This is a genomic window from Celerinatantimonas diazotrophica (assembly GCF_004339545.1).
Classification (GTDB): domain Bacteria; phylum Pseudomonadota; class Gammaproteobacteria; order Enterobacterales; family Celerinatantimonadaceae; genus Celerinatantimonas; species Celerinatantimonas diazotrophica.
This window is the reverse complement of the sequence record NZ_SMGD01000014.1, coordinates 193,104-217,654: the sequence shown is the minus strand read 5'-3', so window position 1 is coordinate 217,654 and position 24,551 is coordinate 193,104. Positions and strand designations below refer to the sequence as shown.

Here is a 24,551-nt window from a genome sequence, read left to right as displayed (position 1 = left end):
CTGGAGAGCTTTATTGAGTCTAGGAAAGGATTTGCAAAGCAGCAAATTAGTTGAGTTTTTTATTTTTAATGTCGGTTAGTCTCTAAAATTTGTTCAATCTGAACTCGCCAAACGCTAAGGCAATTCGCTATCATACAATTAACTTTTAATTCACTGACGATTCGAGGTCAATAATGCGAATTTTACATACCATGCTACGAGTGGGTGATCTACAGCGTTCGATTGATTTTTATACTAGCGTGATGGATATGCAGCTACTTCGCCAAAGCGAAAACACTGAATATAAATATAATCTTGCATTTTTAGGCTATGGCTCTGAAAGCGAAGAAGCAGTGATTGAACTAACTTATAACTGGGGTAAAGATAGCTATGACCTCGGTGAAGGTTATGGACATATCGCGATTGAAGTTGACGACATCTATGCTACTTGCGATAAAATTCGAGCTAAAGGCGGCACAATATCCCGCGAGCCAGGGCCTGTCAAAGGTGGAACAACGGTTATTGCGTTTGTCAAAGACCCTGATAATTATTCTATCGAACTCATCGAGAAAAAAAGTGCTGGCAAGGGCCTAGAAGGCTAACCGAGTAAAATAAAACGGCTAAGCATTACAGTGCTTAGCCATTTTCTTTGCCTAACGAGATGACTACACGGCGGTTTTTCTCCCGCCCCAATAACGTTTGATTTGATGCAATAAAGCGTTTTTCGCCAAAACCGGTCACTTCAACTTTACTGGCATCAACACCTTGGGATACGAAGAATTGCTTGACACTCTGCGCTCGCTTTTTAGATAGTTTTAGGTTTGGGTAACGTCCACCATAACTATCGGTATAACCGTTAATTTCAATCATATCGACCTTCGGATCATACTTAACGTAATTTCCTACCATCGTCAGTTTGTGCTTAGACTCTTTCGTTAGCTGATCACTATTTTGCTTATAGTTTAAAACGGTAAACGCAATATCATTAAAAGAATAGGGTAACAATCGACTCACACATTGCATGAACCGGTCATAATGACTTTTAAAGTTGATCGAAGATAATCCAACTGCGGTAGCTTCGCCACCTGAATACCAATCATTAAAATAAAAGGTCGGGAAATTTCCACTATCAAGCTCCGAGAGCATTTGCCAAACTGGTTGATTTTCTAAACGGCCATTAAACTGCTGATAAAAATTCAATGTTGCCACTGTTTTAGCCGAACGCCCAGGTCGCCATGGTGGTGGAACGCTGCGTAATAATACACGATGAGTCTGAGCAGTAATCCGACGCATATCCAAAGAAAAATCCATATTAATATGGCGATTGGCTTTACTGACAAAATGAGCCACTCCAAAAGATGGGATCACATGATCCAGTTGGCAAACAAGTGGCGTAGACTCGGAGACCACCCATGTGGAATCATCCATAGTTGCTTGATACAAACGCAGTCCACTACTAGCGTGGACTAACGTCGTCAAGAAAAGTCCGCAAAATATAACTCGTCGCTTCATACTGCCTCACAATATCCTACAGACTAGTATCGGCATGGATTGACATTACTTTAATCGGATTCGCACTTAAGGCTACCATCTGCAATAATAGCGGGATGATTCATTGATAACAGCTTATATGACAGATAATACCGATTCATTCCTCTCTAACCGTTTTCGTGGTTATTACCCCGTTGTTATCGACGTCGAAACCGCAGGCTTTAATGCTAAAACTGATGCTTTGTTAGAAATTGCAGCCGCACTGATCGATGTCGATAGTGAGAATCGGCTCGTTATCGGACAAACTCTCCACTTTAATGTTAATCCATTTGAAGGAGCCAATTTAGAGCCCAGTGCGCTTGAGTTTACCGGTATTGACCCTTATAACCCGCTGCGAATGGCGGTGGATGAAAGCGAAGCGTTAAAGTCAATTTTTAAAGAAATACGGCGTAAGCTTAAATTATATGGGTGTAACCGTGCCGTCATGGTTGCCCATAATTCTGCTTTTGATATGGGCTTTGTGAATGCAGCCGTTGAGCGCACCAGCATTAAACGAAATCCTTTTCATCCATTTGTAAGCTTTGATACAACAACGTTAAGTGCTTTGAGTTTGGGACAAACAGTATTAGCAAAAGCTTGCAAAGCAGCAGAGATTGAATTTGATCCAAAAGAGGCCCATAGTGCGCTCTACGATACGACTAAAACCGCCGATTTATTCTGTTATATCGTCAACCGCTGGCAGCTCTTAGGGGGCTGGCCACTTGAAAAAGAAACTACGAATTAATCAGTCAATTCAAACAGTTCAACTTTTTTTGTTTTTTGAGGCATTATCTATTGACCGTTTCTGCTATTGAGGCTCGAGCATTACAAGCTCAATTTGATTTACCACAACCATTAGCCCAAATTAACTGCCCTTTTGCTCAACTTCAGCCTGATTTTAAGCGTGCACTGAATTACTTTTCTAATCAGCAAAATGCTCGTTTAATGTTGGTACAGACACCCGCATTCATCAATTTAGCGGATTGGACTCAGACGCTCTATCAAGCTAAAACGAAATCACCACTGACAATTGACCCAAAACAGTCAGCAATACGCATAGAGCATGCAAAACCCCAAAATACCACGTATATGACACTGAATAGTTCAACTCAAAGTGAGCTTGTCATCGCGCAGCAATTAAGCTGGCAAAGTCTGTTTGGGTTTTGTCCCAGTGAACTGAAAGACGGATCACTTAAAGTCGATGTAAATCGCTATCAGAGCGGCCTTTTGTGGCGAGCTGATCAAGGAATTTTAGCGGTTCCTGCTGAAGAATTAATTCGACAACGCAATTTATGGCATGTTCTTAATAGTATCGTTGAACAACAGCAATTTCCCTGGCAGGAACTGCAAAATTGGCCTGCACATGTGGATTTAGCACCTACGCCTATCCGCTTTAAGCTATTAATTTGGGGTGATTGTGAAATTCTTGATCAGCTGCTCAATGAATACCCCCGACTTTGGGATAATACAGCGGTACGTTGCGAATTAGCGGAAGATATCGAAGCGACCACTGAGCACTGTCAGGCCTGGCTAACGGCACTATTTCAGCACGCTCAAATACCTATGCCTGATGATTTCGAATTATGCGTCTGGCTATTGCGCCAAAGCAGCCGAGAGTGTGACCATCAACGCTATCTGGCACAAGACTTTTCCCAACTTGCGCACCTGTTACAATATGCGCAAACCTTTAATAACGGTCTAAACCTGGAAAACATCAAAAGCGCTTATCAGCAACTGCACCAGAGTTGCAATGGTGAGCAACGATGGTCATTGCGCAATTATCGCGATGGTCAGGTTAAATTGTCACTCAGTGGCAAAACCGTCGGCCAGATTAATGGGCTGTCAGTCTTAGAAAGCCCGGGAATCAGCCGCGCATTTGGTGAACCGCTGCGAATTACCGCAACAGTACAACCGGGAGATGGTGACCTAAGTGATGTTGAACGTAAAGCTGAGCTAGCCGGGAATATTCATGCAAAATCAATGATGATTATCCAAGGCTATTTAACCCGGCAATTTGCGCGTGATGGCCAGTTCCCCGTCTCAGGCACTATTGTATTTGAACAGTCCTACCATGAAATTGATGGTGATAGCGCCTCGCTGGCTAGTCTCATGGTTGTTCTCTCAGCTCTATCGAATCAACCGATTAATCAGTCATTTGCAACCACTGGTGCAGTGGATCAAATAGGTAATGTGCTCGCAGTAGGGGCGGTCAACGAAAAAATCGAGGGCTTTTATCAAGTCTGTCAGTTAGTTGACCCCGACAACACCCACTATGTGATTCTACCAGCGGCTAATCTTACCCAGCTTAATTTAACTGATGAGCTTGTCCAAGCGGTCAAAAATAAACAATTGATTCTTTACCCGGTCGAACATGTCAATCAGGCCATTGAGCTGTTATTCGACCAACGAGCCGGTTCAACTCATTCAGAAGAAGGCATTTTAGGCACGGTCGAACAACGTTCACGGGAGATGGCCAATATTGAAAATGGCCATCGTCGTGGAATTATATCGATGCTGTTACAACGTTTTTTTAAAAAAGCGCTCTAGGTGCTTGTCTAGCCTTTGCTGGTCAGCTAAAGTACATGCAATTTTTTTAATGAAAAGAGAATTATGTCGCAACAACCTAAATCACAAAAAGAACTCGGTAAACATAGTTTTGACCGAGATGAATTACTAGCCTGTAGCCGTGGGGAATTATTTGGTGAGGGAAACAGCCAACTTCCTGCTCCAAACATGCTGATGATGGATAGAATTGTTCACATCAGTGATGAAGGAGGCTTGCTCGGCAAAGGTGAAATAGTCGCTGAACTAGACATCAATCCTGATTTATGGTTTTTTGGTTGCCATTTTCCTGGTGATCCGGTCATGCCAGGTTGTTTGGGACTAGATGCAATGTGGCAACTTGTTGGCTTTTTCTTAGGTTGGCAAGGGGGGCTTGGTAAAGGTCGTGCATTAGGTGTTGGCGAAGTAAAATTTACCGGACAGATTCTCCCAACAGCCAAAAAAGTGACCTATCAAATTGATTTTAAACGTGTAATTAATCGTCGTCTCGTGATGGGAATTGCCGACGGTCGCGTTAAAGTCGATGGAAAAGAGATTTATCTAGCCAAAGACTTAAAAGTTGGATTATTTAAAGATACCAGCTCTAGTTCTTTCTAATTTTTGCTATTAAATCATAAGATCCTAACGCCCGGTACTGCCGGGTTTTTTATTTTATTAGCCAATAAGCTCAATCATTATTGATTTCTTCTTACGAACAGACCAGTTCATGAGCGCTATTTTTAATTAATCCCAAATGCTCCTTGAGTATCTAGGTCTGCCAATGCTCGATAAGCCATAAAGACAGATGACTCGCGCATATAAAGATGATTGTAAATCACACAGTTCAAAACAAAAATGAACTTGAAGCTCACAGACAAACCAAAAAAGCCTAGGATAATCCTAGGCTTTTTGGCAAGGCTTGTTAAACTATTGCTGCTGTCCCTTCTTCAACTAACAGCTCTCCGCCACTTTGCTCTTGAGACGCATCACGCCATCCTCCAAACCAATATCCTCGGGTGTCAGCCTGCATATATGGACACGCTTCTTTGGAACGCCCTGCTAAACCTGCCTGATAACCTTTTGCCCGAGCTCGTTCTAAACGATCACGTTTTTGTCTTTTCATAGAGCAACCCTCTTTAGTGGTAGTTCAAAAAAACAGGAAGGGATATTTAAATCACCTTCCTATCTAATATCGCTAACCTTGATGGCTACGTCAAAGAGCAAATTGTAAAGATTAGACTAACCGTTTGATCTTTTGATGACAAAACCTACTTATCTGATTGTTTTGTGAACAATCTCACAAAAACAACCGGTACTAACAATAAGATTAACCAAATACTGTCGGCACCTTGGCGACTATATTTCCCCTGATGGGGTTCATACGAAGGACAAGAAGACAGTGTAGTCGTACCGGGGAAACCAGCCCCGTTATGGGTGAGTCGTAATACCACCGGTGTACCGTTGTAACCATCAATAATATTTTGTTTTGACGAGAATTTTGTCCCCGAAGCAAGAACATAAATATTCCCACCATTACTACTTACCGAACGAACATTGGTAATCCGATAATAAGGGCGTTTGGCCACGCCTCCTTCGGTGTAGCAAGTGAGGCTCGCTAGCGACCACAAATATTTATCAACATTCCCGGTATCTGACATATAGTCGGGAACATCAAACAAAAATGCTTGTTGACGACGAGTGACACCGTTATAAGATGTTTGAGTCTGGTTTGATGCATCCTGACGCCCTACCGCAAGCCCATTTGCATGATCAACTGCAATAATCTCATTGTTTGAGCCAGTAAACTGATGGTTTTTCAGTGGCCACTGAACCACTCCGGCGCCATTTGAAGGAACACCGCCTGAGACGTTAGATAACTGGCTAATGAACATATTCACCGCTTGGTTATGCTCAGAGTGACCTTTGCTATCGGTATAACGCTCATTCCCAATCACATACACTTTAGAACTAATCGGATCGGTAATCCCAACCGCCCATTGATCGCGAATATCATCATCATTATTGTTTGTGACCAAACCGGAACCCGTCATTTGATAACGATTAATCGAGCTCCCATCAGAAGTATAAATGGCAGCTCGCGCGTAGGTATAAACATTATCGCCATCAGAAGTACTGCTATAGCCTGCCATAGTTCCAGAGCTATTCGCATCCAAAGCTGCCGCAGTATAAGCTCGTTTACTATCGTTATTCAACCAGCCGCTACCCTCCGCAGAAGGAGCTACCGTGGCAGCTCCCGCTGAAAATGTCACGCCGTTGAGTGGCCAAACTGTCGTATTGGTGCGAATGCCAGGGCAAGACATATAATAGCGTCCCCCATTTTCATCCCCATCTTTATAACAATTATCAAAGTACCCCGAATCAGCCGCTTCGGTGCTACTCATCCCCGCCACATATAATGTTCCGCCAATCGTTACAAATGTATAGCCAGCAGATAAACCGCCATTTGTCGCAGTATAATTAGGGCTCAGAATGATACGCTTAGAACCATCAAGGCTTTCGACAAACCCAGTAGGTAACGTTTTACTACCTGGGGCAAAATCATAACCAGTGACCCAATAAGCATCCACATTCCCAATCGTCTCTTGAGTGGCCGTCATTCCAGTGATGACTGTATCATGCGTTCCAGCACTGCCACTATCCAGTCCATAAAACCGCGATAAGATACTGCTATCAAGCGATTTAACATTGGTAAAAGTAGGTGATGCAGTGGTGGTTGCACTCGCTAACGAATGCCCCGTATTGGTCATCGCTAAGAAATTAGCGGTATACGTTCCGCCATTAAAAGCGTTTTTAACTGCTTGTCGATAATCATCAAAACCATTCGTAGCCGATGAGCCATCATCGCCTTCCCAGTCTAAACTACAGATATAGTTTGAATACTGGCAGCCGTACTGGAAGGTATATGGGCGGTTAATATCGTAGTTTCGAAATGGCATACGGATGTATTGTGCATTCGCTGCAAAATAATCGCCATTGGCACTCATCCCAGCACCTTCTAAATCTTGCTGTGCTCGAGATAGATCACCACTTTGATCCACACTGACTTCTTTAATGGAGAAATAAGGTGGAATACTCGGATCAGCAAAACTGTAACCCGTTGTTAAAAGAGCCGCTAACGGTATATAGCGCAGTAATTTTTTTAACTTCATTGCGTTTTTAATTCTTCCAATTCTTCCCAGCGGTTGAACAGTGTCTCCAGGTCGTCTTCAGCCTGTTTTAGCTGATCCAAAACCGGTTGTGTCATTTGCGCGTCCTGCGTAAAAAAGTCCGGTTGGTTGACTTGTTCCTGAAGCATGGTTAACTCGTTTTCTACACGAGCAATATTCCCCGGGAGCTCATCAAGCTCCCGTTGCAATTTGTATGACAATTTTTTTGAAGATGTTTGGCGAGATTTTTTTTCAATGCTTTTGGGTGGCTCTTCTTCGACAACTTTAGCTGATTCATTCTGACGACTGATCTGGCGTATTAGATCCTGATAACCGCCGACAGCCGTTTGAATTTCGCCTTGCCCCGCAAAAAACCAAACTTGAGTTGCGGTATTATCGATAAAAGCACGGTCATGGCTGACAATAAACAGCGTTCCCTGGTAATTGGCAATCAACTCTTCTAACAACTCCAACGTTTCGACATCTAAATCATTGGTTGGTTCATCAAGAATTAATAAATTCGTTGGCTTAAGAAATAACCGAGCCAATAATAACCGATTTTTTTCACCACCAGACAGCGCCTTAACAGGCGTAAAAGCACGTTTAGGCGGGAATAAGAAATCCTGCAAATACCCCATTACATGACGACTTCGGCCATTCACAGTCACTTCTTGTTTACCATCAGCCACATTATCCATCACTGACTTCTCTTCATCTAGAGTTTGTCGATACTGATCAAAATAGGCCGATTGCAGTTTAGTCCCCACTCGAAGCTGCCCTTGAGTTGGTTCCAACTCGCCTAAGAGCAATTTCAAAAGTGTCGATTTACCCACGCCATTAGGACCAACCAATGCGATTTTATCACCGCGTTGGACCTGAAAACTAAAATCATTAATGATGACTTGATCCGACCAATGGAAGCCAAGGTTTTCGGCCTCAAATACCAATTTGCCGGAACGCGCTCCTTCATCAAGCTGCATTTGCGAAACACCTTGGCGTTCAACTCGGTCCTGTCGCTCCTGACGCAATGCTTTTAAGGCCCGAACCCGCCCTTCATTACGAGTTCGCCGCGCTTTAATCCCCTGACGAATCCAGGTTTCTTCTTCAGCTAACTTTTTATCAAACTGGGCATTTTTCTCTTCTTCGACCCGGAGCCATTCTACTTTGCCCTCGAGGTATTGTTGATAGTTTCCTGGCCACGAAGTCAAAACCCCTCGGTCGATATCAACTATACGAGTGGCCAAACGCTGAATAAATGCTCGGTCATGGCTGATGAATACAATTGTGCCTGAAAAATTAAGCAGAAAATCTTCAAGCCAGCTAATGGTATCGATATCAAGATGGTTAGTTGGCTCATCCAATAATAACAAGTCGGGTTGACAGGATAATGCTTTAGCCAATGCCACTTTACGTAACCAGCCTCCAGATAACCCTTGTAACGATTGTTCTGGTTCAAGGCCTAACCACGAGATAGCCCGGTTAATTTGATTATCAAAATTCCAGCCATCCCGTGCTTCAATTTGTTCCTGCAATCTAGCCAATGCATTAAGTGTCTGTTCACTTGAGTCAGTGGCCGCTTTCAGGCTTAACTGGTGAAAATCTGCAAGCATCCGCCCTAGCTCTTCGTTACCACTGGCAACATACTCATAGACACTCATTGCCGATGCCGTCGGAGGATCTTGTTGCAACCTGGCAACCACCACACCATTGACAACCTGTCGCTCGCCCGAATCAAGCAATACATCGCCAGAAAGCACTTTGAGTAAAGTACTTTTACCAGCCCCATTGCGCCCCACCAGACAGACCCGTTCTTGGCGGTGGATTTTTAGATCAGCATTATCTAAAAGTGGATGATCACCATATGCCAACATGGCATTTTGTAAACTTAATAACACTATTTTTCTTCTTTAAATGACGAGCAACGACGTTTTACAACGCTTTTGCTTTAAATAAATAACTTCACATGAATCTGAGGGCCATTATTGTGCCTTATCATGACTCATTAACCAACATTGATGAATTGCTTTATTTCGTTGAAAATCCTCGCTTAAAGAATCTTTAGAAATATTAGCCCATGTAAATCCAGCCTCTTGCAGTGCTGCTTCATCAAGTTTAAATTGCCGCTTGTTGTTAGAAAAAATCAAGGTACCATCTGGCGTTAGCAGCTTCATCGCATCACAAAGCAGCTTCACATGGTCGCGTTGAACATCAAAGACATCTTCCATTTTTTTAGAATTAGAAAATGTTGGCGGATCTAAAAAAATCAGATCATATTGACGATTATTCTGCTCGCTGAGCCATTTCAGACAATCCGCACGAATAAACTCATGGTCAGAAATAGTCAGATGGTTAAGCCGGAAATTATCTTTGGCCCAATTCAGATAGGTATTAGACATATCTACAGTGGTCACTAATTTTGCTTTACCAAGTGCGGCTTGCACGCTAGCGGTCCCAGTATAAGCAAAAAGGTTTAAAACTCGTTTATCCCGACTATTCTCAGCTAAATAACGGCGCATATTACGATGATCCAAAAATACCCCAGTATCGAGATAATCATGCAGATTCACGTAAAATTGTGCACCATACTCATTGACCACCAAACGATGACTTTGAGTATCCATTTTCTGATATTGTTCTCGACCTTTCTGACGCGCTCGCTGTTTTACAATCACTTTATCCGCTTCTGCTAATCCAGCCTCAACAATACCACTGACAGCATCGAATAATCGTTGACTGGCTTTTTTAGCATCGATCGATTTGGGGGCCCGATACTCTTGAATCACCCAATAATCTTGGTAACGATCAACCGCCATATTGTAATCTGGTAAATCAGCATCATAAAGTCGATAACACTCAATATCTTCGCGTTTCAACCACTTATTCAATCGTTTTTGGTTTTTAGCCAACCGATTAATAAAGTCCTGTGCATAACGCTGACCATCACTGACAACCGGCGTTTTAGATAATTGGTAAAGTTTAAACGTACAATCGAGCGGACCATTAGAAAATTTGTATTGCTTATCTGAGCGCAGACGCAAATAGTCAAGCAGTTCAACCGATGAAGACAACATCGCGACACGCCAGTTAGCAAATTCAGCTTTAAGTTGACGACCTAAAGCACTAAATAAGCCAGTTAAAGCTGGCACTTCATCCAGACGTTCACCATAAGGAGGATTTGAAAGGATCAGCCCCGTTTCGGCCTCAGGTTCTGGATTGACCAACTTTTTAGCATCTTGCTGCTCAACGCTAATCCACTTGGCAAGCCCCGCATCTTGAATATTACGCCGAGCGATCTTAACCATGGAAGGGTCGATATCATACCCATAAAGGTGGCAATTTAACTGTGCTTTACTTTGCTCGGCCCTAGTATGCACTTCATCTTTAAGCTGTTGCCATAACAACTGATCAAAATTCTGTAGATTTTGCAAAAGATAAAAATCGCGATAATAACCCGGTGCAATATTCGCTTTACTCAACAATGCTTCTATTAATAGAGTTCCTGAACCACACATCGGATCAACAAGCGGCCCCTCAGACCAATCGGCACGCGCGACTAATGCGGCAGCTAAATTTTCTTTAAGTGGTGCGCTGCCCTGCACTTGACGATAGCCACGCTGGTTCAATGGTGCACCGACTAAATCGAGATAAATTGCCCCTTGATCACGATGAATATGCAACACTATTCGGACATCTGGATTTTGTCGTTCAACGTTGGGGCGAGCACCAGTTTTAGTGTTGAAACGATCCACGATCGCATCTTTAACTTTTAGCGCTCCAAACTGACTATTATTAATAATTTGATTAGTCCCAGAACAATGAACTGCAAAGGTTTGTTTGGCACTAAACCACTGCTCCCAGCCAATGTAATTAGCCCCAAGATACAAATCCATAACATCGTGAATAGCAAAGCTGGATAGCTGTAACATCACGCGTGACGCATAGCGGCTCCACAAACAAAAATGATAGGCTTGCTCTTGGCTGGCTTGAAATTGCACGCCAGCACCAGTCACCTTCAGTTCGGTAATCCCCTGCGAGCGTAATTCTGATTCAACTAATGGCTCTAAACCTTTGGCGGCCGATGCAAAATACTCTGGCATATGCTTCTATCTACTTACGTTAAAAATTGGGGCCTAGTATAACTTGCTTTGACTTTGAGACGTAGTTTTTCCCAAATTGATCGTAAATTAAGCGGTTGATTTGAAATTTTGGAATTCTTCTTGCTTTTAATTACCCGACCCCCTATCATGCGCAGCATCGGACGCGGGGTGGAGCAGTCTGGTAGCTCGTCGGGCTCATAACCCGAAGGTCGTTGGTTCAAATCCAGCCCCCGCAACCAATCCGATAATCTTATATTGTCGCGGGATGGAGCAGTCTGGTAGCTCGTCGGGCTCATAACCCGAAGGTCGTTGGTTCAAATCCAGCTCCCGCAACCAATTTAAGTCCCCTGTCGCGGGGTGGAGCAGTCTGGTAGCTCGTCGGGCTCATAACCCGAAGGTCGTTGGTTCAAATCCGGCCCCCGCAACCATTTTATCCCCTACTCTTTATTACATCTTATCCCCTAATTTTTATTATTTATCCCCTACTTTTTATTAATTACTATTAATCAAGCGCAGTTATTCAGCTTTTCTTGCGATTGCGTTACACTAAATTATCTGTTGTTTATTAAGATTATTTATGGCTTATCAAACTATTCCCGTGACGCCGTTTTCGCAAAATTGTTCCCTAATCTGGTGTGACAAAACCAATGAAGCAGCCATTGTTGACCCCGGCGGAGACGCCCCAACGATTATTGCTGCAGTTGAACGTAAACGTCTTGAAATAAAATATGTTTTACTTACCCATGGACATCTAGATCACGCTGGTGCAACCCTTGAAATCGCTGAATATTTTAAAGTGCCTGTATGGGGACCTCATATTGCCGATAAGTTCTGGCTGGATAGTTTAGCACAGCAGTGCCAGCTGTTTGGTTTTTTAGCGCAGCAGTCCAAAATGTTTGGTTTTAGCCAGGTAGAACCAGTTATTCCTGATCGCTGGCTGAATAATGATGAAGCGATTCATATTGGGCAGCTAACTCTGCAGGTCAAACATTGCCCAGGACACACACCGGGACACGTCATATTCATTGACAATGAACATCATCTAGCTTGGGTAGGCGATGTATTATTTCATAATTCCGTTGGCCGTACTGATTTTCCGCAAGGCAGTCACCCCGATTTAATCGCTTCAATTAAGAATAATCTGTTGAGCTTAGACGATGATTATGTGTTTATTCCTGGCCACGGTCCCGAATCAACAATTGGTGCAGAACGCTCGCATAACCCATTCCTCCAATAAACTAACGTCTTATGATTTCATGCGGGCCCTTTCAGGCTCGCTTTTGTTCTCTACTTAATTTTAACGATGACATAAAACTTCAGCCCTCGTTTTAAAGAGTGCGTAGCATCTCTCATTTTACTAAAAATTCACCCTCTCTCTGGCTAAGCACGCTTTTTAGCGAACAGGGTTAAGCTATACTTAACTTAACCATGGATTGGTCAGGAATTACACAATGATCTTATCCTTAGCAAACCAGCTAAGCTTTCAGCAAAAGACCTACGTCCTGCTTTTACCTTTTGTTGTGCTTAATCTTTTCTATATTGAACAAACCAATGATGCGAGCTTGCAGATTTTACTCTTTGGTGGGTTGTCACTTGTCATTATTAGACTTAATCAGGCAAAATTCCGCTACTGGATCGCTTATCTTCTATACGGTTACATTGCGCTGCATAATGGCCATTCGTCAGCACTAACGATGCTCCATTTAGAACTCTTCTTACTACTTGCCCTACTCCTTTTATATAATGATTGGTTGATGGTCGTTCATAATCTATTGGCTGGATTTGTTAATGTGGTCATTATTTTGGCGTTTCTAACCGCGGGGACATGGCATGGCTTTATGTCGAGTGCACCAATGGCATTTGCAGGACACTAATGCAGTCTCTAACCGAATGCAAACTAGCGTTTTTCAGCAAATGCTTGAGGCCAATAATACCGATAACAACTCGTGTATCGTCTTGCATATTATTTGGTAATCCACATTTGAAATCGCTGTCTTCACATTAACGCAAACCAGACGCACTTCTCAAAACCTGCTAAAAGTGGATCATGCTAATGCTCTGAAATAATGATTAGTTTCAGGATTTAAAAAATTCCCGATGCCGCGAGTAGCGAGCCAAATAACATGAAGAAAATTCCTACGAGTTTATTTCCTGTGTTTGTTGCTTTAGAAGATTTGATTTTTGATGATAAATATTCTGCAACGAAGGCATAGATAGACAAGGTGGTAAATTTAATGAGCACACTGCTAAATACCAACATGATAAACAGATGTAGATTAGGCGTTCCACGGCTTTCAAATTGTGGTAGCAAGGCCGAAAAATAAATTATAGCTTTCGGATTGCTTATACCGATAAAAAATGACTGTCGCCACAGCTTCCAGCATCCTTTTGGGAACGTATTGATTTCATTACCTAGCTTTACGGATTTTTTGCTAAAAGATTTAAATCCCAAATAAATGAGATAAATAGCACCGAGTATTTTTAGTCCGCAAAAGAGTGCTGGATGTTGTGAAAAAAATACGTCTATTCCCGCAGATGAGATTACCCCCATCATGAACACCGCTAGCACATCACCAGTAAGGGAAAAGATGGCCTGAAACTTTCCATACCTAATGGCGTTGTTGATAAGATTTACAGTTGATGGGCCGGGGCTGCCTGTTTGTATTGTCGCTAGGCAAATAAACACCAACCATGCGCTAATGGCCATCGTTTTCTCCAAGTCAATTGATCAAATTTGAATTTAATTAGAGATGCAGTCAATCAAACAGTGGCTATCTCGCATTTGATTATCGGTAGATTTTTATCTTGTTAAAATAGATAGAGTTTTGCTAATTTAAGTATACAGAACTTTATTTTATAGCTTCTGTATACCTTGTTTTTTTCTTTTCTGTATGTTCTAAGCTTTACGGAGCCACCAGTTACCATGCCTCAATACGTTAATATTGCGAATGTTATTTCTGATAGGATTCAAAAAGGCTTTTATCGCTCTGGCGAGAAGTTGCCTTCCATGAGAGAAATTTGTACTTCGTTTAATGTCAGCCTTGGTACAGCGCAAAACGCTTATCACTTTCTAGAAGAAAATGGCTGGGTGATTCCGATTGAAAGAACAGGCTATTTTGTTCGTCAAAGCCAATTAGTAAAAAAACACTTACCTAATGTTCAACCCGTTGTTCAAGAGCCTATAGACATTAAAAACTGGCATAGCATTTTAGAGCTAGCGGCGAGCTCTCCTAGTGATGGTGTACTTCAACTAGGGCGTGGCATGCCTGATATAGATTCTCCTTCCTTAAAACCGTTGCTAAAAGCGCTAAGCCAAACGGGAAAAAACACCGATAAACGGGCACTTTACTATGATGATATTTCGGGCATGAAAAAATTAAGAGAACAGATAGCCCGAATGCTAATTGATTCAGGTTGTGATATTGCAGCGGCAGAATTAATCATTACGAGTGGATGCCAAGAGGCGTTGTCTATTGCTATTCGGACTGTTTGTGAGCCAGGGGACATTGTTGCTATTGAGTCACCCGCTTTTCATGGCGCAATGCAGATTTTACAAGCCTCTGGTGTCAGAGTGTTAGAAGTACCAACTGATCCTATAACCGGGATCAGTATTGAATCATTAGAGATGATTCTCGAACAATGGCCAGTGAAGCTAATTCAAGTTACCCCCAATTGTAACAACCCCTTAGGTTTTATCATGCCAGAAGAGCGCAAAAAAGAGCTGCTCAATTTAGCCAAGAAATACAATGTGATGATTCTGGAAGATGATATCTATGGTGATTTATCCTATCGTTATCCTCGCCCTTTAACCATAAAGTCAATGGATATGGATGGCAGAGTCCTACTTTGTGGGTCTTTTTCAAAGACTATTGCACCGGGGCTACGCATTGGTTGGATTGCACCAGCACGATTTTTTGATCGTGTCTTATATATGAAATATACAGGAACGGGCAGCACTACGAGTGCGGCACAGATAGCGGTTGCAGGCTTTATAGAAGATGGGCACTACCTACCTCATTTAAGAAAAATGCGCACCATATACCACAGAAATTTACAGCAAACGGTTGAGTGGATAGGTGAAGCGTTTCCTACGGGAATAAGAATGAGTCAGCCGCAAGGCGGCTATATTTTATGGATAGAATTCCCTAAAAACTTTAATGCTGATGCTTTTAATAAACACCTTTTAAAGAGAAAAATACAGATCGCCTCAGGTAGCATTTTTTCATCTTCAGAGCGTTATAACCACTGTATACGAATCAACTTTGGACACAAATTGGCGCTTCTGAAAAAAGGTATACAAATCATGGGCGAGCTACTAAAAAGTGAATCATTCTATGGCTCGTAGTCATGCTGGTGAGTAAATTAAAAACTCATTTTTCATAATTATACCATGTAGCTCTATAGATATCTGTCAATGGTGAGTATGCCCTAAGGGATGCCAATTTATTGAACAGCCCTCAAAGGGGATGATGATGGAAATTTTTCAGTTTATTCATTGCTTACGCCACCATGTCCAGTCATTTTTGCTCCCACACCTTATATATCTACTTAAAATACCAATTTGTTTATCATTAACGAAATGACTCATATTGCACCAAAATAAATGAAAAAAACCAGAAACTGATTATTTTTTATAAATTAGTTAAATCATGGTAAAGTTTAACTTAACAAGTTAAGGGGATTTAGAGAAACCAAAATGCAACAGATCTACATTGCTGGCGGGTGCCTTTGGGGAGTTCAGGAGTTTATTAAATATCTGCCCGGAGTGATCACAACAGAAGCGGGCCGTGCCAACGGGAAATATAACCAAACCACTCAAGGCGAATATGATGGTTATGCAGAATGTGTTAAAACAGTTTTTGCCCCCTCGATCCTTAGTGTTTCAAAGATCATGGACTACTTATTTGAAATTATCGACCCTTATAGTGTTAATAAACAAGGGATTGATGAAGGGCCAAAATACCGTACTGGCATATATAGCCATAATCCTGCGCATTTAGTACAAGCTAAACAATATATTAATAATCGTAAAGATGCCGCCAAGATTACTGTCGAAGTATTACCATTAAAAAATTACGTGCGCAGTGATGACGAACATCAGGACCGATTAACACACTTTCCTGATGATTACTGCCATATCCCTTTCGAGTTATTGCATAAATATAGGAATCAGTAATGCAGGTGGCAACTTAAGCCGGCAGACAATGATGTCTGTCGGTACAAGATTAATACTCGAGCCGGATAATTTTTAGCTCATTAACATGGCCATTAGCGCCACAATAAATATTAACCATCACTGGGTATTGTTTCTTATCAGTCGTTGCATTACAAAAGAAGGCATACTTCATTCCATTACCACCTTGATGAGCAATTTCTAACGGCTCATAATGCACATTCCCGCCCTTCATTGAGTTTGCAAATAAATTTAAATCATCCTCTTGTACAGGAGAAAACAAACTCCACGCTTCACTTATTTTATCTGGCATAAAAGATCTCTTATCATATGGCTCAAATTGAGCTATTCAATTACAATAAACACAAATTTACGCTACTGCTAAAAATATATTAATAGCTTATTATAAACTGAGAAATATAATTTCTTAACTCATTCTTATCAATTTAAGTCGTTAGCATAATTTGTCTAACTTCATGTTTTTAAAAATTATTCATCATAATAACACTCTAACCAACCCAGCTGATTCTTTAGCTTGGCTAATTGGCTATCCATACTTTATATGGTTAATGAACAACGGATGGTTACGTGCTATGTGACTGAACAATGCTAATAATTATCATCCGAGCAGAAAACCGATGTCATTATGTTTTCTCTGTTCATGTTCAGTGTAGTCACTTTATACCTTACTGAGGTTGAAAGCTAGCAAAGATGCATTGCTGCGCCAATTTCAACATCGATTGTTGTCCATAATCATGTTAGGTTCTGAGTTTTATTGGTGAGTCTGATTCGATAGCTCCCAAGCCAGTTCAATCATCATTTTAGATACCGAATTTTTATAGATACCAACAAATAGCAATAAATAATATATTAATTATACGTATGAACCCACTAATAAATGAATTCTATCTAAACGCAATTTATAGTGCTGCAATGTGAAATAGCTCTCCACCTCTATTAGTAATTAATTAAAAATTCTATAATATAGATATAGAAACTTTAAAGTTAAAAACTAATATTATTAGTATTAGTTTTAATTAGTCAGAAAGACTAATTAAAACTCTTAGAATTACTTCTCTTTAGATTATCGCAACCGTCTTCGAACAGTTTTTCTAGCCTGGCCCGACATATTAATTAAACTTTGGCGGGTATGAGCATGACACAGAGAAACCGCCAAGGCATCTGCGGCATCGGCTTGAGGTGTCGCATTTAATTTAAGCATCTGCATCACCATCTGTTGCACCTGCTCTTTTTCTGCGCCACCAGTCCCGACCACCGATTGCTTAATTTGTCGAGCCGAGTATTCAAATACAGGAAGATCTAAATTCACCGCAGCGACAATAGCAGCACCTCTGGCCTGCCCTAATTTTAATGCTGAGTCGGCATTCCGAGCCATAAATACCTGCTCAATTGCAAATTCATCAGGCTGATACTGCGTGATGATCTCACTCACACCCTGATAAATTGTTTTTAAACGATGCGGCAACGGCTCTTTTTGCATACGAATACATCCGCTACCTAAATATTCAGCTTTACCATGCTGATAGCGAATGACCCCAAAACCAGTGAGTCTAGAACCAGGGTCAATGCCCAGAAAGATAGCCATTAATCAAGGCTTTCCATAATCTCATCTGAAATATCAGCGTTGTGATAAACTTCCTGAACATCGTCGTCATCTTCCAGCATATCAATCAATCGCATCAATTTAGGTGCAGTTTGCGCATCTAGCTCCGCGGAAGTTGACGGTACCATTGTCACTTCTGCGTTAACCGCATTTAAGCCGGCTTTATCCAAAGCGTCTTTAACATGGCCAAAATCTTCTGGTGTCGTATACACATCGATACTGCCATCATCATTCGTAATAATGTCATCAGCACCAGACTCTAGGGCCACTTCCATAACCTCGTCTTCATCAAGTCCAGGTTCATAATTAATAACCCCTTTTTTATCAAAAAGGTAAGAAACTGAACCATCGGTGCCTAAGTTGCCGCCACTTTTACTAAAAGCATGACGGACACTTCCAGCAGTTCGGTTGCGGTTATCGGTCATGCACTCGACCATAACCGCAGTGCCTCCCGGACCATACCCTTCATAGGTAACCGTTTCTAATTCTTGGCCATCAAGTTCACCTGCACCACGTTTGATCGCACGGTCGACGGTGTCACGAGTCATATTGTTGGATAGGGCTTTATCAATGGCCGCACGTAAACGTGGGTTGCTGTCGGCATCAGAGCCCCCTTCCCGAGCAGAAACTGTCAGCTCGCGGATCAACTTGGTAAAGATTTTCCCACGTTTGGCATCTTGTGCTGCTTTACGATGTTTAATGTTGGCCCATTTACTGTGCCCTGCCATAATGGTTCTCCACTTCAGTTCTAACTATCTAATTTGCAATAAAGGCCGAATTCACGGCCTTTATTATCTCTACAGCGAATCTCTGTCTACAAAAATAACAGATATCACATTAGCAATTACGCATCATTATTGTCTTTCACGGTAACTGCAATTCCCAATTCTTTAAGCACTTCAGGATTTGCCACACTTGGCGCATCGGTAAGAGGACACCCTGCCGTAGTCGTTTTGGGAAATGCCATGACTTCACGAATATTCGCTGCCCCAGTCATAAGCATCACTAACCGATCTAGTCCCAATGCTAGACCAGCATGTGGTGGTGCCCCAAATTGCAACGCTTGCAATAAGAACCCGAATTTATCCTGCGCTTCTTCTTCACTAATCCCCAGAACCTCAAATGCAGCCGACTGCATCTCTTGTTGGTGAATACGTACCGATCCTCCACCAATTTCGAAACCATTGAGTACAACATCATAAGCATTGGATAAAACATTAGCTGGATTTTCACGCAATTGTTGCGCTGTAACCCCAGGGATAGGTGCGGTAAATGGGTGATGCATCGCCCATAAGCGACCATCCGCTTCTTCAAACATTGGGAAATCAACTACCCACAATGGCTTCCAACATTGCTCAACCAGCCCCAGATCTTCACCTACTTTCAAGCGCAAAGCGCCGATGGCGTCACAAACAACATTATAACTATCAGCCCCAAAGAGCAGAATGTCACCCGACTGAGCATTGGCCCTTTTGATCAAGGATTCGATAATCTCAGTGGTTAAGAACTTAGCCACAGGAGACTGCACACCTTCGGCACCGGCATTGACATCATTGATTTTCATCCATGCCATACCTTTAGCTCCATATTTGCCGATATATTTGGTGTATTCATCTAATTGCTTACGAGATAACTGTGCCCCACCCGGCACACAAAGCATCGCTACACGCCCTTTTGGATCATTCGCTGGGCCTGCAAAAACCTTAAACTCAACGTCTTTTAATAGGTCAGCAACATCAATAAACTGCATAGGGTTTCGCAAGTCTGGTTTATCGCTGCCATATAAACGCATTGCTTCGTGCCACGTCATAATTGGGAAATCTCCCAACTCAACATTGAGCAGCTGATTAAATAGGTTCCGCAGTAACGCTTCGGTGACCTCACGAACTTCCTCGCTAGTCATAAAAGATGTCTCAATATCGACCTGAGTAAATTCAGGCTGACGATCGGCCCGTAAATCTTCATCGCGAAAACACTTAACGATCTGATAATAGCGATCCATCCCAGCAACCATTAACAACTGTTTAAATAGCTGCGGTGATTGAGGAAGCGCGAAAAATTTACCCCGGTTCGTCCGACTAGGGACTAAATAGTCACGTGCGCCCTCAGGAGTCGCTTTGGTCAATATAGGAGTTTCAATATCTAAAAAGCCATGATCATCCATATACCGACGAATAAAGCTGGTTACTTTAGAGCGGAACATCAGTCGTTGTGTCATTTCAGGACGACGGAGATCGATATATCGATATTTTAGACGTAATTCTTCGCTGTTCTCTTGATTGCTATCTAGAGGCACCGGTGCTGAACGGTTCAGTATTTCCAACTCTAAGCCCAACACCTCAATTTTACCGGTGATCATATCCTTATTGATCTGGCCTTGCGGACGGGGTCGAACTTTACCCCGCAATTTTACACAAAACTCATTACGCAACGTATTCGCAATCGCGAAGGAATCCTCACGATCCGGATCAAATACCACCTGAACAATGCCTTCACGGTCACGTAGATCGATAAAGATAACGCCACCTAAATCGCGACGTCGATTAACCCAACCAACCAGATCGATTTCCTGGCCTTCATATTCAGATGTGACTTGTCCACAGTACACAGTGCGCATAACGCCTTCCCGTTGCAGATTAAAATTCAATTATCTTGTCTGGGGTTATAAGATGAAAAGCAGTTTAAAACTAACCCAATACAGACGACTAAAAGCAGTCATTATATAGGATTTTTGACCTAAAACAGAATAGCCAACCCATAAAACTCTTCAGAGCAGCTCCAAGTGCTCAAAAAACATGCGAGTCGACCCACTACATGTATGCTAATGATCTCGAGCGACTGAATCAGGCCATGTCGACCCTCACGATAGAATATATGTTGCATCGAAATTTGAAGGCTCCTACGCTTAAAACCCAATAAGAAGAGGATGTAATCCATGAACAAGCAATATCCAATTGGAGAACCTGGTAAAAAGTGGGATAAAACACAAGTACAACAATGGCGGCAGAGCCAAAAACCCCAGCGCAGTTACAAGATTCAAGTTCTAGATAAATTGCAACAGTTACCACCTGCATGTGTAATTGAGCAATACGGCGAGCTCCACTATCAAAAAAACTACCCACTTATGGCGATAAAAAGCAGTGAATGGGTAAATGCTCGGCCAACGATTTTAATAACAGGTGGCGTACACGGTTATGAAACAAGCGGCGTGCAAGGGGCATTGTTATTTGCCAAGGAGTACCTTAAACAATTTCAAAACCAATTCAACATCGTTATTACGCCATGTGTTAGCCCATGGGGATACGAACATATTCAACGTTGGAACCCTAACGCAATCGATCCGAATCGCTCATTTTACCCGAACACGCCATCGGATGAGGCCAAATTATTAAGTGAATATGTTGCAACGATTGAAAGCCCTATTGTTTTGCACATGGACCTTCATGAAACCACTGATAGCGATGAACAAGAGTTCCGCCCAGCTCTTGCCGCTCGCGATGGTAAAGAGTTTCAGCCCCAGCAGGTTCCCGATGGCTTTTATTGTGTGGGAAAAACTGACAATCCGCAGTTAGACTTTCTTAAAGCGGTGATTGAATCGGTTCGACACGTCACGCATATCGCTCCTGCTGATCACAATGGTCAGATCATCGGCTCGCAAGTGCAAAGCGAAGGCGTCATCATGTATGCCATGGATAAGTTAGGGTTATGTGGTGCGTTAACGGATGCAACCTATCACACCACCACCGAAGTGTATCCCGACAGTCCCAAAGCGAGTGATGATATTTGTAATCAAGCTCAAATTGCTGCGCTATTAGGAGCCATTCACTATATTCAAGCACATACTTAGGTACTAGGGACTGTTGACCTTTTGTGATTAGTTTTGCAGAAATCTGAGAGGGATTTAGGCAAGGCAAACGTTGTGCCGTGTAGTTATTCTCCACAAAGAACGTTTAACGCTGGATAAATTCCTCTCAGATACTGCCCTTGGGGTTCATTTATGATAGACAATTAGACAAGACAGCCACGACAAAGCGCGTTAAAATGCCGCGGCAACTGTTGCCTCGGCATTTAGACTCGTTTCATCCACAGATAATAAAGCTATGCATCGCTCAGATAATATTTTTTCTAAACCAATCGCCCATGTCGGTGATTTTCGTTTTGATCAACAGGTCGTTGAAGTATTTCCCGATATGATCCAACGATCGGTCCCCGGCTATGCGACTATTTTAGAAGTCATTGGTCAGTTAACCGCTCAATATCATCAAGCCAATTCAAGATTATATGATTTAGGTTGCTCTCTTGGCGCTGCAACACTTGCGATGCGCCGTAATGTTCGTTTAGGCGGATGTGAGATCATTGGTGTTGATAATTCACAACCCATGATCGAGCGCTGTCGCAGCCATCTAGCTGCATTTCGCTCTGATACGCCAGTAACACTGCAATGCACCAACCTTCAAGATGTTCAAATTAGTCGCGCTAGTGTCGTCGTCTTAAACTTTACTCTGCAATTTATCGACCCCAAAGAACGTGACCAATTGATCGCTGCAATTTACCAAGGGATGCTACCTGGTAGTATTCTCATTGTCAGTGAAAAGGTACATTTTGGCGACACTGATATTCAAAGTCTGATTAATGACCTGCACTTGGATTTCAAACGAGCTAACGGTTATAGCGAGCTCGAAATTAGTCAAAAACGAACAGCCATTGAAAATGTGCTTCTCACAGATACGGCTGAACAACACATCGAGCGCTTTAAAACGGCTGGGTTTGCCCATGCGCAAGCTTGGTTTCAGTGCTTTAACTTTTTGTCATTTGTAGCAATCAAGGGAAGCAGTGATGATTGAGTTTGGCAACTTTTATGCGCAAATTGCAAAAAAATCCTTAGCCAGTTGGCTTGAAGTTCTCCCTAAGCAACTTAAGGTCTGGCGTGATGAGCAAGCACACGGACTTTTACCCAATTGGGAAAAAGTACTCGCAAAACTCCCTGATCAAAGCGGTGCGAAGATTGACCTCACCAATGGTGTGACAATAGAAGCCAAAGAAGGGCTCGCCGAGGGACAAATTCGCAAAGTCGAAAATCTACTGCGCAGCTATCACCCTTGGCGCAAAGGTCCTTATCGAATTTTTGATTTTGATATTGATACTGAATGGCGCAGTGATTGGAAATGGGATCGTCTAGCTCAACACATCAGCCCACTGAAATATCGGCAGGTGTTAGATGTAGGCTGTGGCAACGGTTATCATATGTGGCGAATGCTCGGCGCTGATGCAGAATTTGTGGTTGGTATCGATCCATCATCGCTTTTTTTAGCACAATTTGAAGCCATTCGGCAACTCGCGGGCAATCCCCAAAATATTCATTTATTGCCATTAGGTATTGAACAACTTCCCCCGCTTCAAGCCTTCGATACGGTGTTTTCAATGGGTGTTCTGTATCACCGTCGTTCACCGATTGAACACATTTTCCAACTCAAGGATCAGCTGGTTCATGGGGGGGAGCTAATTCTCGAAACACTTGTAGTTGAGGGGAATAAAGATACCGTTCTCACCCCACAAGGGCGTTATGCCAAAATGAACAATGTTTGGTTTTTACCCAGTGTGGATTTATTAGCTTTATGGTTGGAAAAGTGTGGTTTGGAGCAGGTCCGCTGTGTCGATGTCACTGTAACCAGTGTGCAAGAGCAACGACGAACGCAATGGATGACCAATGAATCACTTGAGCAATTCTTAGACCCTAACGATCCGAGTAGAACGATTGAAGGTTTACCAGCGCCCAAACGAGCCGTCATGATTGCTCGTAAACCCTCGGCCAATGATGACGACTAAGATTTATCCATCCCATTACGAGCTAAGAATTGTGCCATCGCTTGCGCGTTGGCAGAAGAACTTTGCGATAAATGTTGGTACACACCTTTTTGGTCTGCATCACTTCGATGTTGACCTAATTTTTTCTTCGCCTCAAGGTGATCAATCGTCAGTGAAAAACCCACAATGGCGCTTAAAAGCGATTGTTGAACTTGGTCATCCGCCATCTTGGATGATGAAACAAGCGTTGGTTCAAAGAACTGCATCTGTTGTTTCAGGATCTGCGCAGTTTGCTGGTGATTAAGCGTTTTAAAAACACCCCAAGCATGAACGCTGGCATAATTCCATGTCGGAACAGCTGGCCCCTTTTCATACCAATCAGGGGATATATAGTGATCGGGAGATTGAAAAATAGCTAAGCAGCGTTGCTCATGAGCAGTTTCTAATAAAGTATTGCCTGCGGCAAGATGACCGACTAATCGTCCATATCGGCTGCCATCATTTTGCCAGATCACGGGAACACTACTGGCGTTCAACGACCCATCAACCAATTGAGCGAAAGGAAACTGCTCCATCAGCAGTTTCATTTCCTCAACATCATGGACTTTATCAAAGGAAGTACTGTACATAAATAA

The 24,551-nt window shown here is 42.5% G+C and carries 22 protein-coding genes and 3 tRNA genes; 14 read left to right on the top strand and 11 right to left on the bottom strand.

Annotated features, from left to right (window positions below):
- Positions 1-173 precede the first annotated feature (173 nt).
- A complete protein-coding gene (gloA, locus tag EV690_RS12335) occupies positions 174-581 on the top strand; it encodes a lactoylglutathione lyase (protein ID WP_131913312.1) in 408 nt (135 codons plus the stop codon).
- Positions 582-615: 34 nt separating this feature from the next.
- Here the strand turns inward: gloA and EV690_RS12330 are convergent, their stop codons facing one another.
- Positions 616-1,491, bottom strand: a complete 876-nt coding sequence (locus EV690_RS12330; protein WP_131913311.1) for a flagellar protein MotY — start codon at positions 1,489-1,491, stop codon at positions 616-618.
- A 118-nt stretch (positions 1,492-1,609) separates the two neighbouring features.
- Here EV690_RS12330 and rnt point away from each other — a divergent pair, with 118 nt between their 5' ends.
- From rnt to fabA, 3 genes are all read left to right on the top strand, one after another.
- Positions 1,610-2,254 carry a ribonuclease T gene (rnt, locus tag EV690_RS12325; protein ID WP_131913310.1) on the top strand — a complete coding sequence of 215 codons (645 nt, stop codon included), beginning with the start codon at positions 1,610-1,612 and terminating at the stop codon, positions 2,252-2,254.
- A gap of 50 nt (positions 2,255-2,304) precedes the next feature.
- Positions 2,305-4,056 (top strand): AAA family ATPase, encoded by a 1,752-nt coding sequence (locus EV690_RS12320; RefSeq protein WP_131913309.1) that lies wholly within the window; start codon positions 2,305-2,307, stop codon positions 4,054-4,056.
- A gap of 63 nt (positions 4,057-4,119) precedes the next feature.
- Positions 4,120-4,668, top strand: coding sequence for a 3-hydroxyacyl-[acyl-carrier-protein] dehydratase FabA (gene fabA, locus EV690_RS12315; RefSeq protein WP_131913308.1), 549 nt, complete (start codon positions 4,120-4,122; stop codon positions 4,666-4,668).
- A gap of 304 nt (positions 4,669-4,972) precedes the next feature.
- Here fabA and rmf read toward each other — a convergent pair whose 3' ends face one another.
- From rmf to rlmKL, 4 genes are all read right to left on the bottom strand, one after another.
- Complete coding sequence (gene rmf / locus EV690_RS12310; protein ID WP_131913307.1) at positions 4,973-5,173, bottom strand: ribosome modulation factor; 201 nt, start codon at positions 5,171-5,173, stop codon at positions 4,973-4,975.
- Between the two features lie 145 nt (positions 5,174-5,318).
- Positions 5,319-7,220: a DUF3466 family protein gene (locus EV690_RS12305; protein ID WP_131913306.1), complete on the bottom strand. Its 1,902-nt coding sequence runs from the start codon at positions 7,218-7,220 to the stop codon at positions 5,319-5,321.
- On the bottom strand, positions 7,217-9,115 hold the full coding sequence (gene uup, locus EV690_RS12300; RefSeq protein WP_131913305.1) for an ATP-binding cassette ATPase Uup: 1,899 nt from the start codon (positions 9,113-9,115) through the stop codon (positions 7,217-7,219). The genes EV690_RS12305 and uup overlap by 4 nt, the downstream gene beginning before the upstream one ends.
- 81 nt (positions 9,116-9,196) lie before the next feature.
- A complete protein-coding gene (gene rlmKL, locus EV690_RS12295; RefSeq protein WP_131913304.1) occupies positions 9,197-11,314 on the bottom strand; it encodes a bifunctional 23S rRNA (guanine(2069)-N(7))-methyltransferase RlmK/23S rRNA (guanine(2445)-N(2))-methyltransferase RlmL in 2,118 nt (705 codons plus the stop codon).
- A gap of 162 nt (positions 11,315-11,476) precedes the next feature.
- Between rlmKL and EV690_RS12290 the strand changes: the two genes are divergently transcribed.
- From EV690_RS12290 to EV690_RS12270, 5 genes are all read left to right on the top strand, one after another.
- Positions 11,477-11,553 (top strand) — tRNA-Met (locus EV690_RS12290).
- A gap of 20 nt (positions 11,554-11,573) precedes the next feature.
- A tRNA-Met gene (locus EV690_RS12285) sits at positions 11,574-11,650 on the top strand.
- A gap of 15 nt (positions 11,651-11,665) precedes the next feature.
- Positions 11,666-11,742: transfer RNA gene (locus EV690_RS12280), tRNA-Met, on the top strand.
- Between the two features lie 149 nt (positions 11,743-11,891).
- Positions 11,892-12,551: an MBL fold metallo-hydrolase gene (locus EV690_RS12275; protein WP_131913303.1), complete on the top strand. Its 660-nt coding sequence runs from the start codon at positions 11,892-11,894 to the stop codon at positions 12,549-12,551.
- 214 nt (positions 12,552-12,765) lie between these two features.
- Positions 12,766-13,188 (top strand): hypothetical protein, encoded by a 423-nt coding sequence (locus tag EV690_RS12270; protein WP_131913302.1) that lies wholly within the window; start codon positions 12,766-12,768, stop codon positions 13,186-13,188.
- A 209-nt stretch (positions 13,189-13,397) separates the two neighbouring features.
- On the opposite strand, the gene EV690_RS12265 is transcribed toward EV690_RS12270, so the two are convergent.
- Entirely contained in the window at positions 13,398-14,021 is a 624-nt protein-coding gene (locus EV690_RS12265) for a LysE family translocator (RefSeq protein ID WP_131913301.1), read from the bottom strand.
- 216 nt (positions 14,022-14,237) lie between these two features.
- Between EV690_RS12265 and EV690_RS12260 the strand changes: the two genes are divergently transcribed.
- Positions 14,238-15,659, top strand: a complete 1,422-nt coding sequence (locus EV690_RS12260; RefSeq protein WP_131913300.1) for an aminotransferase-like domain-containing protein — start codon at positions 14,238-14,240, stop codon at positions 15,657-15,659.
- Between the two features lie 351 nt (positions 15,660-16,010).
- Entirely contained in the window at positions 16,011-16,490 is a 480-nt protein-coding gene (locus tag EV690_RS12255) for a peptide-methionine (S)-S-oxide reductase (protein WP_131913299.1), read from the top strand.
- 49 nt (positions 16,491-16,539) lie between these two features.
- Here EV690_RS12255 and EV690_RS12250 read toward each other — a convergent pair whose 3' ends face one another.
- The 4 genes from EV690_RS12250 to aspS all read right to left on the bottom strand — a co-directional run bounded on the left by EV690_RS12250 (position 16,540) and on the right by aspS (position 20,728).
- Positions 16,540-16,800, bottom strand: coding sequence for a hypothetical protein (locus tag EV690_RS12250; protein ID WP_131913298.1), 261 nt, complete (start codon positions 16,798-16,800; stop codon positions 16,540-16,542).
- Between the two features lie 771 nt (positions 16,801-17,571).
- Entirely contained in the window at positions 17,572-18,093 is a 522-nt protein-coding gene (ruvC, locus tag EV690_RS12245) for a crossover junction endodeoxyribonuclease RuvC (protein WP_131913297.1), read from the bottom strand.
- A complete protein-coding gene (locus tag EV690_RS12240; RefSeq protein WP_131913296.1) occupies positions 18,093-18,839 on the bottom strand; it encodes a YebC/PmpR family DNA-binding transcriptional regulator in 747 nt (248 codons plus the stop codon). The genes ruvC and EV690_RS12240 overlap by 1 nt, the downstream gene beginning before the upstream one ends.
- 116 nt (positions 18,840-18,955) lie before the next feature.
- The gene (gene aspS / locus EV690_RS12235; protein WP_131913295.1) at positions 18,956-20,728 is read right to left on the bottom strand and encodes an aspartate--tRNA ligase; all 1,773 of its coding nucleotides are present in this window, start codon (positions 20,726-20,728) and stop codon (positions 18,956-18,958) included.
- A gap of 318 nt (positions 20,729-21,046) precedes the next feature.
- On the opposite strand from aspS, the gene EV690_RS12230 reads away from it, so the two are divergent.
- The 3 genes from EV690_RS12230 (at position 21,047) to cmoB (ending at position 23,937) form a co-directional block, all read left to right on the top strand.
- On the top strand, positions 21,047-21,958 hold the full coding sequence (locus EV690_RS12230) for a M14 family metallopeptidase (protein ID WP_131913294.1): 912 nt from the start codon (positions 21,047-21,049) through the stop codon (positions 21,956-21,958).
- A gap of 253 nt (positions 21,959-22,211) precedes the next feature.
- Positions 22,212-22,955, top strand: coding sequence for a carboxy-S-adenosyl-L-methionine synthase CmoA (cmoA, locus tag EV690_RS12225; RefSeq protein ID WP_131913293.1), 744 nt, complete (start codon positions 22,212-22,214; stop codon positions 22,953-22,955).
- Positions 22,948-23,937 carry a tRNA 5-methoxyuridine(34)/uridine 5-oxyacetic acid(34) synthase CmoB gene (gene cmoB / locus EV690_RS12220; RefSeq protein WP_131913292.1) on the top strand — a complete coding sequence of 330 codons (990 nt, stop codon included), beginning with the start codon at positions 22,948-22,950 and terminating at the stop codon, positions 23,935-23,937. Before cmoA ends, cmoB begins: the two co-directional genes overlap by 8 nt.
- On the opposite strand, the gene EV690_RS12215 is transcribed toward cmoB, so the two are convergent.
- On the bottom strand, positions 23,934-24,545 hold the full coding sequence (locus EV690_RS12215) for an FMN-binding negative transcriptional regulator (protein ID WP_131913291.1): 612 nt from the start codon (positions 24,543-24,545) through the stop codon (positions 23,934-23,936). The two genes, cmoB and EV690_RS12215, sit on opposite strands and share 4 nt — an antisense overlap.
- Between the last annotated feature and the right edge of the window lie 6 nt (positions 24,546-24,551).